Source organism: Luteimonas sp. WGS1318 (assembly GCF_043187535.1).
GTDB lineage: Bacteria > Pseudomonadota > Gammaproteobacteria > Xanthomonadales > Xanthomonadaceae > Luteimonas.
Window position 1 is genome coordinate 2,032,810 of the sequence record NZ_CP171131.1, and the last position, 13,677, is coordinate 2,046,486.

The following is a 13,677-nucleotide window of genomic DNA, read 5'->3' on the forward strand; positions in this document are numbered from 1 at the left end:
CAGCATGTCCGGTACGAAGAAGCCCACCGCCTCGGGTGGAGGCACGCGTCACCTGTTCGCCGGCGCACGCACCGCGAGCGAACGCGCGTCGTCGCTGACCAGCGAACGCATCGCCGACGATGTCGCGGCGTTCTGCGGGTCCGGCGGCAGCATCGAGAAACTCGGGACGACGCGCACCCTCACGCGCCTCGACGAACATCCGGCACCGGTGCCGGCGCCTGCGGGCCCCGGACGCGGCGGCCGCTGACACCGCACGACGCGGGCGCCGTCGACACGCTGTCGATGCGGGCGGACGGACACTGTCCGCCGATTCCCTCCAGGCTGCCGCGATGTCGCTCACACCCCCGATCGAAGCCCACGATGCCGCGCCTTTGAAGGGACGCGTCGTCGTGATCACCGGCGGCGCGCAGGGCATCGGCCGCGGCATCGCGCAGGCCGTCCTCGGTGCCGGCGGTCGCGTCGCGATCGGCGACATCGACCGCGATGCCGGTCGCGCCTGCCTCGACGAATGGCAGGTCGGCGAACGCGCCTGGTTCGCGCCGCTCGACGTGCGCCGCGAAGCCTCGGTCCGCGGCTTCATGCGCAAGGCGATCGCGCGGTTCGCGCGGCTCGACGGCCTGGTCAACAACGCCGGGCCGGCATCACCCGGTGTCCAGGACCTGTCCACGTTGCCGCTGGCCGAATGGCGCCGTTTCATCGACGGCCATCTCACCGGCGCGTTCCTGTGCTGCAAACACGCGCTGCCCGCGTTGCGCGCGCAGGGCGGCGCGATCGTCAACATCGCTTCGAGCCGCGTGCACCAGTCCGAACCGCACACCGAGCCCTATGCGTCGGCAAAAGGCGGACTGGTGGCGCTGAGCCATGCGCTGGCGATCAGCGAAGGTCCGGCGGTGCGCGTCAACGCCATCAGTCCGGGCTGGATCGTCACCGACGCCTGGCGCAAGCCCGTTGCACGACGCGCGCCGAAACTCTCGCGTCGCGACCATGCGCAGCACCCGAGCGGACGCGTCGGCGAACCAGGCGACATCGGTGCGCTCGCGGTGCATCTGCTTTCGCCTGCCGCTGGTTTCATGACTGGCCAGAACATCGTCGTCGACGGCGGCATGGGCCGGAAGATGCAGTACGTCTGAGTGCGTCACACGACGACGCGCTCCTCACGCGGCGCGCCAGTGCCTGAACCGCGCACTGTCGCCTTCGCGGATTTCATCGAAGCTTGCATCGCGCGCTGACAGCATCCTCGCCACGTCATCCGCGAGGAGCACTTCCCATGAATTCGATCCGCACCCTGGCCTGTATCGGCGCCCTGTCCGTTCTCGGCACCGCCGCTGCATACGCACAGAATTATGGTCCGCAGGACGAAGGACGCCGCTTCAACGACGGCAGCCGCGTCGTCTGCCAGGACGTCGAGGTCCGCCGCGCGGCGTCGGATCCGAACCGTGTCGGTGGCACCGCGGCCGGCGCGGTCATCGGCGGCCTGGTCGGCAACCAGATCGGCAGCGGCAGCGGACGCAAGATCGCCACCGTCGGCGGCGCGGTCGCAGGCGGTGCGATCGGACGCAACGTCCAGGGCAACAGCCAGGAATCGCGTGGCGATCGCATCGTCGAAACCCGCTGCGAGCGCGTCTACCGCTGAGCCTGGCGACGCTGATCGACCTCGAGCCACCGCGGTCCCCGCGGCGGCTTTTTCGTGCCGGATCGTGCCACGGGTGCAGTCGCCCGATGCTGCGAGACGATGCCGATGCAACGATCCTTCCCGATTTGCCCTGTCGTTCCATCCCTGCTGCCAATGCAGACTGCCGTGGTCGCCGCCCCCCGGCCAGCCCACGGAGTTGTCATGCCCCACAACGCGTTCCTCGAATCCGCCCACCGTCGCCGCACCCAGTACAGCCTGGGTCGCACGCTTCCGATCCCGCAGGACGAGGTCACCGCGCTGATCCAGGACGCGGTGCGCGAGAGCCCGTCGTCGTTCAATTCCCAGAGTTCGCGCGCGGTGATCCTCTACGGCGCGCAGAGCGTGACGTTCTGGAATCTGGTCAAGGATGCGCTGCGTGGCGTGGTGCCCGCGGATGCGTTCGCGCAGACCGAAGCCAAGATCGACGGCTTCGCAGCCGGCGCGGGCACGGTGCTGTTCTACGAAGACCAGGACGTCGTCCGCGAGTTGCAGGCGAAGTTCCCGCTGTACGCCGACAATTTCCCGGTGTGGTCCGAGCACGCCACCGGCATCGCGCAGTACGCCGTGTGGACCGCGCTCGCCGATGCCGACATCGGCGCCAGCCTGCAGCACTACAACCCGCTGCCGGACGAGGCCGCCGCGCGCGAATGGAATCTGCCGGCCAGCTGGCGGCTGCGTGCGCAGATGCCGTTCGGTTCGCACGAGGCGCCGATCGGCCCCAAGACCTACATCGACGACGCGACGCGCTTCCGCGTGCACGGCTGAGCCCTGCGCGACACGATGTGCGCGCGGCGTGCCCGGCGCACGGTGGGCCCTGCGTAGAATCGCAGGGACCCACCGCTGCCCGGAGTTTCCGTGACCCATCGCCCTCGCGTCGCCCCGCTCGCCATCGCCCTTGCCGGCAGCCTGCTGTTCGCCGGCTGCGCCTCGACATCGCCGACGCAGACGTCGGCCGCGCCCCGTGACGATGCGGCCTCGAGTCAGGCCGCGACGCCGGTCGCCGCATTCTTCGACCGCTTCACCGACGACTGGATGCGCCGCCAGCCCAGCGCCTCCACCGGCAGCCGCTATTTCGACGGCGCGCTGCAGTCGGAGATGGATCGCCAGCTCACGCCGCAGACCGCCGAGTTCCGCCGGGGCACCTTGGCGCTCGCCGAACGCGGCATCGCCGAACTGGCACGCTTCGACCGGGGCGCGATGCGCGACGTCGAACGCGTGTCGGCCGAGCTGATGGACTGGCAGCTGCGCAGCGCCGTCGAGGGCGAGCGCTACGACGACTACAACTTTCCGCTGCAGCAGTTCAGCGGCGCCAATGTCGGCCTGCCGAACCTGATGACCGTGGTGCACCCGGTGCGCAGCGAAGAGGACGCCCGCAACTACCTGGCGCGCCTGGGCCAGTTCGAGGCGCGCATGGACGAGTCCACCGCCCGCGCGCGCGAACTCGCCGCCCGCGACATCCTGCTGCCGCGCTTCATCCTCGACGCCACCATCGCGCAGATGCAGCAGTTCATCGACGGCCCGGCCAACGGCAACCCCCTGGTCGCGACCTTCGCGCAGCGCCTCGAATCGGTGGACGCGCTCGACGCGGACGCACGCGCGGCGCTGGTCGCCGAGGCCACGCGCACGGTGCAGGACGGCGTGTATCCGGCGTGGTCGCGCGCGATCGCCGAACTGCGCGCGCAGCAGCCGCGCGCCACCGACGATGCCGGCCTGTGGCGCTTCGACGACGGCGCCGAGGTCTACGCGTATCACCTGAGGCGCTTCACCTCGACCGGACTCGGCGCCGACGAGATCCACGCGATCGGCCTGCGCGAAGTGGCGCGCATCGAGGCCGAGATGGACACCATTCTGCGCTCGCTCGGCCGCAGCGACGGCAGCGTCGAATCGCGCGTCGCGCAGCTGCGCAAGGACCTGGCCTACAGCAACGACGACACCGGCCGCGCCGCGATCATGGCCGACATCGACACGATGATGCGCGATGCCGAACGCCGCGCCGATGCGCTGTTCGACATCCGCCCGAAGACGCCGGTCATCGCCCAGCCCTACCCCGAGTACCGCTGGGCCAGCGCAGCGGCCAGCTACACCGCGCCGCCGCTCGACGGCTCGCGTCCGGGCGTCTACCAGATGCCGCTGCGTCCGGATCGGCTGACCCGCTTCGGCCTGCGCACGCTGGTCTACCACGAAGCGGTGCCGGGTCATCATTTCCAGATCGCCCTCTCGGTCGAGAACCCCGACCTGCCGAAGTTCCGCCAGACCCGCGCGCTCGGCGGCATCTCCGCCTTCAGCGAAGGCTGGGCGCTGTACGCCGAGCGGCTCGCCGCCGAGGAAGGCTGGTACGAAGGTGACCCGGAGGGCCGCCTGGGCCAGCTCGATGCCGAACTGTTCCGCGCCCGGCGTCTGGTCGTCGACACCGGCCTGCACGCGATGCGCTGGACCCGCCAGCAGGCGATCGACTACGGCATTCCGGCCTCGGAAGTCGACCGTTACGTCGTGATGCCGGGCCAGGCCACGTCGTACATGATCGGCCAGCTCGAGATCATCCGCCTGCGCGACAAGGCCCGCGACGCGCTCGGCGAGCGCTTCGACCCGCGCGCGTTCCACAACCGCGTGCTGCTGACCGGCGTGGTGCCGCTGGAGCTGCTGGAGCGCGAGGTCGACGATTTCATCGCCAAGGCGTCCGCCACGGGCTGAGCCCGCGCGACGCCGATCGTGGCCGCAGCCCGGATGCAGGCTGCGGCGCGTGATCTCTGATCCACAGCGGCGCCGTGACGGCGGATACCCGTCACGGCGCATCCGGTGCAGCGCCGCGCCGATTCCGACGCGCCGGCACGCCATCGCCGATGACGGCGACGTCTGCGCCGCATTCATGTCCTCGTTCGATCGAGCGCGGGCGCGCTCACAGCGCCATCCTGCATACCGGCCACGCAGGCGCACGACCGGTGCTTGCTAGACTGCCCGGCCACCCGCACCGGACCGCACGATGACCCGAGGCAAGTCGGCAGCGCCCGCATCCGAGCCGCGCAGCGCGATCACGCGCCTGCTCAACACCGTCGAGTTCCTCGGCAATCTGTTGCCGCATCCGGTGACGCTGTTCGCATTGCTGGCGCTGTTGATCGTGCTGCTGTCGGGCGTGCTGGCCGCCTATGGCGTCTCGGTGCCGGATCCGCGTCCCGAGGGCGCGTCCGGACGCGCCGAGGACGGCATCATCCGGGTCATCAGCCTGCTCGATGCCGAAGGCCTGCGCCGGATCGTCATGGGCCTGGTGACCAACTTCACCTCGTTCGTGCCGCTGGGCACGGTGCTGGTGGCGATGCTGGGCGTGGGCATCGCCGAACGCTCCGGCCTGCTGACGGCGGCGATCAAGGCGCTGGTGCTCGGTGCACCGAAGAACCTGGTGACCGTGGTCATCGTGTTCGCCGCGGTGCTGTCGAACACGGCCTCGGAAATGGGCTACGTGGTCGTGATTCCGCTGGCGGCGGCGATCTTCCATGCGCTCGGGCGCCACCCTCTCGCGGGCCTGGCAGCCGCGTTCGCCGGCGTGTCGGGCGGCTACAGCGCGAATTTGCTGATCGGCACCGTCGATCCGCTGCTCGCGGGCATCACCCAGGAAGCGGCGCGGCTGATCGATCCGACCTACGAGGTGCACGCGGCGGTCAACTGGTACTTCATGATCGCCAGCACCTTCGTGGTGACCGGCCTGGGCTGGTTCGTCACCACCTACATCGTCGAGCCGAAGCTCGGCGCCTTCGATCCGAAAGAGCTCGACCCTGACGCCGAGCCGGTGAACATGGATCCGCTGGCTGCGCGCGAACGGCGTGCGCTGCTGTGGTCGGGCCTGGCCGCGCTGCTGGTCGCGAGCGTGATCGCCGCGCTCACCGTGCCCGCCAACGGCGCGCTGCGCCTGCCGGGCGTCGACGACACCCTGGGCAGCCTGCGCCCGTTCCTGACCGGCATCGTGGTGCTGGTGGCGGTGTTCTTCGCGGTGGCGGGTATCGTCTACGGCGCACTCACCGGCTCGATACGCAACGACCGCGACGTCATCGACGCGATGGCGAAATCGATGGCCACGCTGAGCCTGTACATCGTGCTGGTGTTCTTCGCCGCGCAGTTCGTCGCGTTCTTCAACTGGACCCAGCTCGGCCAGGTGATGGCGGTGCTGGGCTCGAACCTGCTGCAATCGATCGGCCTGACGGGGCCGCTGGTGTTCCTGGCCTTCATCGCGCTGTGCGGAATGATCAACCTGTCGCTGGGCTCGGCCTCGGCACAGTGGGCGGTGACCGCACCGATCTTCGTCCCGATGCTGATGCTCGTTGGCTACAGCCCCGAGGTGATCCAGTCCGCGTACCGCATCGGTGATTCGGTGACCAACCTGATCACGCCGATGATGAGCTACTTCGGGCTGATCATGGCGTTCGCCGCGCGCTACAAACGCAACCTCGGGGTCGGCACGCTGATCGCGATGATGCTGCCCTACTCGATCGTGTTCTTCATCGGCTGGACCGCGGTGTTCTTCCTCTGGGTGTTCGGCCTCGGCCTGCCGGTCGGGCCGGGCGCCCCGACCTACTACACGCCGGGCTGACGCCGCGCAGCCTGATCCGTCGGATGCGCCGACGGCCTGCCGCACGACGTGGCAGGCTGGCGGCGCGCGGCCCGCGGGGCCGTCCCGCACGGAGACGATGACCATGACCACCGCACGAGCCCGTCTGACGGCGCGCACCGCGGGCCCCGACTACCGCGTCGATCTCGACGACGGCGCCGGCCACACCTGGCAGGCCGACGAGCCGTCGACCCTGGGCGGCGGCGACACCGCGCCGACCCCCGATCACCTGCTGCTCTCGGCCCTGGGGGCGTGCACGGCGATCACGTTGCGCATGTACGCCGCACGCAAGCAGTGGCCGCTGGAGGCGGTCGAGGTCGAGCTCGCACTCGATCCGGACGGCAAACCCGCCGCGGGGACCGACATCACCCGCATGATCCACCTGCGCGGCCCGCTCGACGCCGACCAGCGCGAGCGTCTATTGCAGATCGCCAATGCCTGCCCGGTCCACCGGCTGCTGACCGGCGAGGTGCGCGTAGCGAGCACGTTGAGCGACTGAGTGGGGCGACCTCAGGAAGGTCTGACAAGTCTGCTCTTGACCATCATTCCCGCGGCTTTCAACGGACGTATGCCCGGTCAAGCGGGAATCCCACGCCGTTGATTTTCAAGGCTTGACGTCGCTGGATCCCCGCTTGATCAGCCGTTCGGCTGTTGAGAGCCGCGGGGATGACGGCAGTTATTCAGACCGTCCCTCAACGGATCCGTGGGCCCACAACGCGACAGGGCCGGGAAATCCCGGCCCTGTCGTGTCTCAACGCTGGCGCGTGATCACCAGATCCGCACGCGGTCTTCCGGTGCGATCCACAGCGCATCCTGCTCGGTCACGCCGAAGGCGTCGTACCACGCATCGATGTTGCGCAGCGGCGCGAACGCGCGGATGTGGCCCGGCGAGTGCGTGCCGTTGACCAGCTGCTGGCGCAGTGCATCGTCGCGCCACAGGGTGCGCCACACCTGGCCCCAGCCCATGAACAGGCGCTGCTCGCCGGTGAAGCCGTCGATCTCCGGCGCCGGCTGACCGTCCAGCGAGCGGCGGTAGGCCTCGAGCGCGATCGTCAGGCCACCGAGGTCGCCGATGTTCTCGCCCATCGCCACGCGGCCGTTGATGTGCATGCCCGGCAGCTGCGGGAACTCGTAGGCCTCGTACTGGGCGCCGAGCTTGGCCGCCTGGGCCTCGAACTTCGCCGCGTCCTCGGCCGTCCACCAGTCGCGCAGCAGGCCCTTGCCGTCGGACTTGCGGCCCTGGTCGTCGAAGCCGTGGATGATCTCGTGACCGATCACGCCGCCGATGGCGCCGTAGTTGACCGCCGGATCCGCGTCGGGATCGAAGAACGGCGGCTGCAGGATCGCGGCCGGGAACACGATCTCGTTCTTGACCGAGTTGTAGTAGGCATTGACCGTCTGCGGCGTCATGCCCCACTCGGCTTTGTCCACCTGCTGGCCGATGCGCGCGCGGCGGAAGTCCCACTCGAACGTCATCGCACGCTCGGCATTGCCGAACAGGTCGCCCGGCTGCACGTCGAGCCCGCTGTAGTCGCGCCACTCGTCCGGATGGCCGATCTTCAGGCCGAAGTTCTCGAGCTTCGCGCGCGCTTCCTTCTTGGTCTCTTCGCCCATCCAGTCCAACTGGTCGAGACGCGCGCCCATCGCCACCTTCACGTTGGCGACCAGCTCGTCCATCTTGGCCTTGGCGTCGGCGGGGAAGTACAGCTCGACGTAGTCGCGACCGATCGCCTCGCCCATCGCGTTCTCGGCGAACGAGACGCCGCGCTTCCAGCGCTCGCGCTGTTCCGGCTGGCCGGACAGGAACTTGTTGCGGAACTCGAAGTTCGCGTCCACGAACGCCTTCGACAGCAGCGGCGCGGCGTTGTCGGCGGTGTGGAAGGCCTGCCAGGCCTGCAGCGTAGCGACGTCGGTGTCGGCGTAGATCTGCGCCATCTTCGGGATCGCGGTGTCCTGGCGCACGACGGCGCGCGGCGCCTGGGTCACGCCGGCGGCCTCGAAGAACGTCGCCCACGGGAAGCCCGGCGCGGTGCTCTCGAAGGCGGCCAGTTCGACCGGGTTGTAGGTCTTGTCGCGGTCGCGGCTCTCGGCGCGGGTCCAGTGCGCCTCGGCGATCTTCGTCTCCAGCGCGAGGATGGCTTCGGCATTGCCCTGCGGGTTGTCCCAGCCAGCGAGTTCCAGCAGCTGCGCGACGTAGGCCTGGTAGCGCTCGCGCTGCGGCGCGAAGTTCTCGCGCAGGTACATCTCGCGGTCGCCGAGGCCGAGGCCCGACTGGCTCATGTACAGCGTGTAGCGGTCGGGATCGCGCTGGTCGTCGGACACGCCGACGCCGAAAAAGCTGCGGCCGAAGCCACCGTGGCTCTCGCCCATCAGGCGTGCCAACGCATCGTGGTCACCGGCGGCGCGGATCGCGGCGAGCTTCGGGGCCAACGGCTGCGCGCCGGCGGCTTCGATCGCGGCCTGGTCCATGAAGCCCGCATACAACGTGGCGACCTTGGCGCGATCGGCATGGGCGGCGTCGTTGGCCTGGTAGCTCTCGACGAGCTGGCGCACGCGCGCTTCCGACAGGTCGCGCAGGATCAGGAACGCGCCGTAGCTCGACTTGTCGGACGGAATCTCGGTGGTCTGCGCCCAGGTGCCGCTGACGTAGCGGAAGAAGTCCTCGCCCGGGCGGACGCTGGTGTCCATGCCGGCGGTGTCGATGCCCCAGGTGCCCATGCGCTGGGCGGCGATCGGCGCATCGGCGCTGCCGCCCGCGGGCGCGTCGGCCTGGAACAGCGTCTGCAGCTGGCACAGGGCGTCGAGACAGGCGTGGTCATGGTCGTGGGCGGCAGCGGACGAGGCCGCCATCGTCAGCGCGACGGCCGTGGCCGCGGACAGCAGGGTCTTCTTCAAGGTCGATCTCCGGGATGTCGTGTCGGGCCGGCATCGCGGCAGTTGCATGCGAAACCGGTCACCCAGCATACCGGTCCGGGGCGACCCGTCGGCCCCGGACCGACCCAACCAATGGCACTCGCGGTGGATTTGGGGTGGCGGAGGCGTCGCGACGGCGGGCGATGTCGGGCGCCGTACAGTGAACCGGCCCGCGCGTAGAGGGGGCCGCTGATCGCGCTCTGCGCGCGCTCGCCCGCCTCGAACACTCGATCAACAGCGCGTTCGCAAACGTGCGTGTCGGCAGGCGGCTCGACGCACCGCCGCGGCCATTGCCAGGCACTCCTCCGCCAGGGGCCGGACCGCCTGTGGCCACGCTCAGCAGCCGAAACGACGGCCTCAGTCGCGCGCGAGCACCCGGATGCGCTGGGTCAGCGTATGGGTGCCGCCGGGCGCGAGCTGCACGACGTCCGCGCCGGCGTTGGCCGCCTCCAGGCACAGGAAGCCACGCCAGGCGCCATCGTTCATGTCGCTGCTGCGCTCGGCGGATACCTCGCCCGGATTCCAGACTACGAGCGAGCGGCTGCCCGAGGTCGTCAGTTCGATGCGACGGTCGAGCCCAGGATCGTCCAGCCGGTAGCGCCCGCCCGCGTCGGCGTAGATGTAGTCGCTGCGGCCGGGATCGCGGGCGTCGTCCAGCACCCAGTCGCCGCGCTGCGCATGCGCGGCGTAGCCGTCGTTCTTGTCGAGAAACCGCAGGCCGTCGAGCCCTTCGACACGCACGCCGGCGACGTCGGAGACGCGGAAGTAGCTGTGCAACGCCTGGGTGAACGCGACCGGCGCGTCGCCGGTGTTCGTGGTTTCCAGCGTCTGCTCGAGCGTCGTACCGATGCGCAGGTGCATGCGCAGTTCGAGGCCGAGATCGGCGTAACGCGGCGGCGCGAGCGTCAGCGTGACGCTGCCGTCGGCATCGCGCGCGGCATCGACCAGTTGCCAGCGCACGGTGCGCACGAAACCGTGCGAGGGGACTTCGTTCGTCTGCCCCTGACGGCCGAAGAACGGCCAGATCACCGGTACGCCACCACGGATCGCGGCCGGTGCATCGGCCAGTCGCGGCGACACCCACAGCACGTCCTCGCCGCCGCTGGGCACCCAGGACAGCAGATGCCCGCCGTGCAAGGCGATGGCTGCGCGTGCGTCGGCGGTGTCGACGAGCACCGCCGGATAGCCGGCGAAAGTGCCGATCCGCACGCCGTCCACGTCCGGCGCGGTCAATGCTGGCGCCGGCGTCGCCGCGGCGGCGACCTCGTCCGCGTAGCGCTCAGGCGCGGTGAAACGGGTTTCGGTGATCTCGGAAAATCGGGTCATGGCGGCAGTCCTGGGCGGCGTCTCGGTCGGCCGGTCCGTCGCGCACCCGGCGAGCGCGGCGATCAGGCACGGCAGCAGCAGGCGGACGGTGACGGGCATGGCTCGGCTCTGTGGAAAACCGGCGCAGGGTAACGCACGGCGCGCGGCCAGCATCGCGGAACCGGCAACACGGTGTGCCGGAATCGGAGCGCGGCACGGCGTGCGCGCGGCCTAAGCTGCAGGTCCGGTCCCGCCGAGCCATCGCCATGACGCTGCGTCCCGTGCTGCTGTTGAGCCTGCTGCTGTCCGCCGCCCCGCCCGTCTTCGCCGACGACACCGCGCCGACGATCACCGTGCTCTACGACGCCTTCGGCGACGACCCCGCGCTCGAGAAGGACTGGGGATTCGCCGCGCTGATCGAGGTCGACGGCCAGCGCATCCTGTTCGACACCGGCAACGACGCGGAGACGTTCCGCCGGAACGTCGCAGCCAAAGGCGTGGATCTGGCCGATCTCGACAGGGTGGTGATGTCGCATCGCCACGCCGACCACATGGCCGGTCTGTCGGTCGTGCTCGAAGCGAATCCCGATGTCGTGATCCACGCGCCGCAGGAAGGTTTCGGCATCTACGGCTCGTCGTTGCCGTCGAGCTTCTATCGCAAGGACGCGTCCCTGCCTGCGCGCATGCGCTACTTCGACGGCGCGCCGCCGCAGACGCTGCAGTTCGGCAGCGCCTGGCCCGGCGCGAATCTGCAGCCCGTCGTTCAGACCACGGAGATCGCGCCGGGCGTCTGGGCGATCGCGACCGTGTCCGATGTACCCGGAACGCGCGAATTGCGCGAACTGTCACTGGCCGTGCGCACGCCCGAGGGCCTGCTGCTGGTCGTCGGCTGCTCGCATCCAGGCCTGCCGGTGATCGTGGCCGAAGCGGCGAAGCTCGACCCCGACATCCATCTGGTGATCGGCGGCTTCCATTACGTCAATGCCGACGACGCGGCGATCGCCGGCGTGGTCGCGGCACTGGCCCCGTACGACATCGACTTCATCGCCCCCGGGCACTGCACCGGCGAGGCGACGTTCGCCGCCTTGCAGCGCGCCTATGGGGATCGCTATCTCTACGCCGGCTTGGGCGCAACGCTGGTGCTGGACACCGCTGCAGGTCCCGACCGTCCACGTGGCGCGGCTGCAATGTTCGACGGCGCAGCGCGGACCGCCTATCGCGCCCTCGCGCTGCGCGGCGACCACGTGCATGACCACAGCGCAGGACGCTGACGCCGCGTTCTCATTCGCCCGAGGCCCACGGCGCCTGCGCCAGTTTGCGGGCGAGATGGTCGACCAGTGCCTGCACCCGCGCCGGGCGGCTGCGTCCGGGCGGCATGACCACGTGCACGGCAATTTCCGGCGGTTGCCAGCCGGGCAGCGCGACTTCGAGCGCACCGCGGCGCAGTTCCCGCCAGACCAGAAACTCCGGCTGCAGCGCGAGCCCGGCCCCGGCCAGCAGTGCCGGCGTCAGTGCTTCGGCATTGTTCGCGCGCAGCACTGACGGCACGCCGACCGAATAGTCGCCGTGGCGCGCATGGTGAAAACGCCACGCCGCGCCCGAGCGCGCGTAGGCGTAGGTCAGGCCGCGATGGCCGGCCAGATCGCGCGGATGTTTCGGCCGCCCGACGCGTTCGAAATACGCAGGCGCGCCGACCAGCAGGATGCGCACGCCGCACAAGCGGCGCGCGATCAGGCTGGAATCCTCCAGCGTGCCGATCCGCAGCGCGAGATCGAAGCCGCCGCCGACGATGTCGACGGTCGCGTCGCTGAGCGCGAGTTCAAGGGTCACGTCCGGGAATTTCGCCATGAACGCCGGCAGCAGCGGCGCCACATGCGCGACGCCGAACGACATCGGCGCGGCCATGCGCACGTGGCCACGCGGGCTCACCGCCTGCGCGGTCACCGCCGCCTCGACCGCCTCGCCCTCCGCCAGCAGTCGGTTGGAGCGCTCAACGGCCGCTTCGCCCGCGGCGGTCAGCGTCATCCGGCGCGAGGTGCGATGGAGTAACGGCGTGCCGATGCGTGTCTCCAGCCGTGTCATGGCTTTCGACACCGTGGGCTGGGTGATGCCCAGCGCCTCGGCGGCTGACGCGAACGAGCCGAGTTCCGCGACACGCGCGAAGATCGCCCAGGCTTCGAGATCGGGAAGCTTCATAGCGCCAAAAATGGAATGGATGGTCTTCCATTATTTCCATTCCCCGCCTGCGCTGCAAGGCGTAACGTGGCGCCATCCCTTACACACGTTGGAGAACGACATGATCGAACGCCGCCCATTCGACACCCTCGGTGCCGCCAACCATGGCTGGCTCGACGCGCACCACCACTTCTCGTTCGCCAGCTATCACGAACCCGCGCGCATGGGCTGGGGCGCGCTGCGCGTCTGGAACGACGACCTGATCGCGCCGCGTACCGGCTTTCCGCCGCACCCGCATTCCGACATGGAGATCATCACCTACGTCCGCGAAGGGGCGATCAGCCACAAGGACAACCTCGGCAATGCCGGGCGCACCGGTGCCGGCGACGTCCAGGTGATGAGCGCGGGCACCGGCATCCAGCACGCCGAATACAACATGGAAGGCGAGGAAACCCGGATCTTCCAGATCTGGATCATTCCCGATGCACGCGGCGGCGCGCCGACCTGGGGCACCAAGCCGTTCCCGAAGGATACGCGCAGCGGCGATTTCGTCGCGCTCGCCAGCGGCTTCGACGGTGACGACGACGCCCTGCCGATCCGTGCCGCCGCGCGCGTGCTGGGTGCGACGCTCAAGGCCGGCGACACCGCCGAATATGCGTTCGACGATGGACGCCTCGGTTATCTGGTACCTGCTTCGGGCGCAGTCGAGATCAACGGCACGCGCATCGAGGCCCGCGATGGTGCAGCGATCCGCGACGAAGCGGTGATCCGCGTCACCGCGCTGGACGATGCGGAACTGGTGTTGGTGGATACCGCGCCGTAGGCGCCCGTATTCCGCTTCACCACGCATCACACGAGGCGTCTCGCCTTCGCCAGCCGATGCTGCAGCCGCAGCATCGGCGTGTCGTGTATGCGCGTGATTTCACGGGATGCGAACGCAATTCCGTGATCCCGCGCCCCGAATGGCCGATTGGTGGCGCGAGGTTTTGACAGCGTTGTCAGGCTGCGGCAGCGT

General features: G+C 69.5%; 12 protein-coding genes. 9 read left to right on the forward strand and 3 right to left on the reverse strand.

Annotation, left to right across the window (positions count from 1 at the left end):
- Positions 1-4: 4 nt before the first annotated feature.
- The 7 genes from ACF3M1_RS09410 (at position 5) to ACF3M1_RS09440 (ending at position 6,768) form a co-directional block, all read left to right on the forward strand.
- A complete protein-coding gene (locus ACF3M1_RS09410; protein WP_394000045.1) occupies positions 5-247 on the forward strand; it encodes a hypothetical protein in 243 nt (80 codons plus the stop codon).
- Positions 248-329: 82 nt separating this feature from the next.
- Positions 330-1,130, forward strand: a complete 801-nt coding sequence (locus ACF3M1_RS09415; RefSeq protein WP_394000047.1) for an SDR family oxidoreductase — start codon at positions 330-332, stop codon at positions 1,128-1,130.
- 137 nt (positions 1,131-1,267) lie between these two features.
- Complete coding sequence (locus ACF3M1_RS09420; RefSeq protein ID WP_394000049.1) at positions 1,268-1,633, forward strand: glycine zipper 2TM domain-containing protein; 366 nt, start codon at positions 1,268-1,270, stop codon at positions 1,631-1,633.
- 201 nt (positions 1,634-1,834) lie between these two features.
- Entirely contained in the window at positions 1,835-2,437 is a 603-nt protein-coding gene (locus ACF3M1_RS09425; protein ID WP_394000051.1) for a nitroreductase family protein, read from the forward strand.
- 90 nt (positions 2,438-2,527) lie between these two features.
- A complete protein-coding gene (locus ACF3M1_RS09430) occupies positions 2,528-4,363 on the forward strand; it encodes a DUF885 domain-containing protein (protein WP_394000053.1) in 1,836 nt (611 codons plus the stop codon).
- Between the two features lie 289 nt (positions 4,364-4,652).
- Positions 4,653-6,251: an AbgT family transporter gene (locus tag ACF3M1_RS09435; RefSeq protein WP_394000054.1), complete on the forward strand. Its 1,599-nt coding sequence runs from the start codon at positions 4,653-4,655 to the stop codon at positions 6,249-6,251.
- Between the two features lie 97 nt (positions 6,252-6,348).
- Entirely contained in the window at positions 6,349-6,768 is a 420-nt protein-coding gene (locus ACF3M1_RS09440) for an OsmC family protein (RefSeq protein ID WP_394000056.1), read from the forward strand.
- 269 nt (positions 6,769-7,037) lie between these two features.
- Here ACF3M1_RS09440 and ACF3M1_RS09445 read toward each other — a convergent pair whose 3' ends face one another.
- Positions 7,038-9,164: a M13 family metallopeptidase gene (locus ACF3M1_RS09445; RefSeq protein WP_394000058.1), complete on the reverse strand. Its 2,127-nt coding sequence runs from the start codon at positions 9,162-9,164 to the stop codon at positions 7,038-7,040.
- Between the two features lie 375 nt (positions 9,165-9,539).
- Positions 9,540-10,607, reverse strand: a complete 1,068-nt coding sequence (locus tag ACF3M1_RS09450) for a D-hexose-6-phosphate mutarotase (RefSeq protein ID WP_394000060.1) — start codon at positions 10,605-10,607, stop codon at positions 9,540-9,542.
- A 146-nt stretch (positions 10,608-10,753) separates the two neighbouring features.
- Between ACF3M1_RS09450 and ACF3M1_RS09455 the strand changes: the two genes are divergently transcribed.
- Entirely contained in the window at positions 10,754-11,758 is a 1,005-nt protein-coding gene (locus tag ACF3M1_RS09455; RefSeq protein WP_394000062.1) for an MBL fold metallo-hydrolase, read from the forward strand.
- A gap of 10 nt (positions 11,759-11,768) precedes the next feature.
- On the opposite strand, the gene ACF3M1_RS09460 is transcribed toward ACF3M1_RS09455, so the two are convergent.
- Positions 11,769-12,683, reverse strand: coding sequence for a LysR family transcriptional regulator (locus ACF3M1_RS09460; protein WP_394000064.1), 915 nt, complete (start codon positions 12,681-12,683; stop codon positions 11,769-11,771).
- Between the two features lie 100 nt (positions 12,684-12,783).
- Here ACF3M1_RS09460 and ACF3M1_RS09465 point away from each other — a divergent pair, with 100 nt between their 5' ends.
- On the forward strand, positions 12,784-13,485 hold the full coding sequence (locus ACF3M1_RS09465; RefSeq protein ID WP_394000066.1) for a pirin family protein: 702 nt from the start codon (positions 12,784-12,786) through the stop codon (positions 13,483-13,485).
- The last annotated feature ends 192 nt before the right edge of the window (positions 13,486-13,677 follow it).

Excerpts from the sequence above, each read along its gene's own strand:
- ACF3M1_RS09425 (WP_394000051.1), top strand. The coding sequence starts at position 1,835 with ATGCCCCACAACGCGTTCCTCGAATCCGCCCACCGTCGCCGCACCCAG.
- ACF3M1_RS09460 (WP_394000064.1), bottom strand. The coding sequence starts at position 12,683 with ATGAAGCTTCCCGATCTCGAAGCCTGGGCGATCTTCGCGCGTGTCGCG.
- ACF3M1_RS09440 (WP_394000056.1), top strand. The coding sequence starts at position 6,349 with ATGACCATGACCACCGCACGAGCCCGTCTGACGGCGCGCACCGCGGGC.
- ACF3M1_RS09420 (WP_394000049.1), top strand. The coding sequence starts at position 1,268 with ATGAATTCGATCCGCACCCTGGCCTGTATCGGCGCCCTGTCCGTTCTC.
- ACF3M1_RS09410 (WP_394000045.1), top strand. The coding sequence starts at position 5 with ATGTCCGGTACGAAGAAGCCCACCGCCTCGGGTGGAGGCACGCGTCAC.
- ACF3M1_RS09415 (WP_394000047.1), top strand. The coding sequence starts at position 330 with ATGTCGCTCACACCCCCGATCGAAGCCCACGATGCCGCGCCTTTGAAG.
- ACF3M1_RS09435 (WP_394000054.1), top strand. The coding sequence starts at position 4,653 with ATGACCCGAGGCAAGTCGGCAGCGCCCGCATCCGAGCCGCGCAGCGCG.
- ACF3M1_RS09450 (WP_394000060.1), bottom strand. The coding sequence starts at position 10,607 with ATGCCCGTCACCGTCCGCCTGCTGCTGCCGTGCCTGATCGCCGCGCTC.
- ACF3M1_RS09455 (WP_394000062.1), top strand. The coding sequence starts at position 10,754 with ATGACGCTGCGTCCCGTGCTGCTGTTGAGCCTGCTGCTGTCCGCCGCC.
- ACF3M1_RS09465 (WP_394000066.1), top strand. The coding sequence starts at position 12,784 with ATGATCGAACGCCGCCCATTCGACACCCTCGGTGCCGCCAACCATGGC.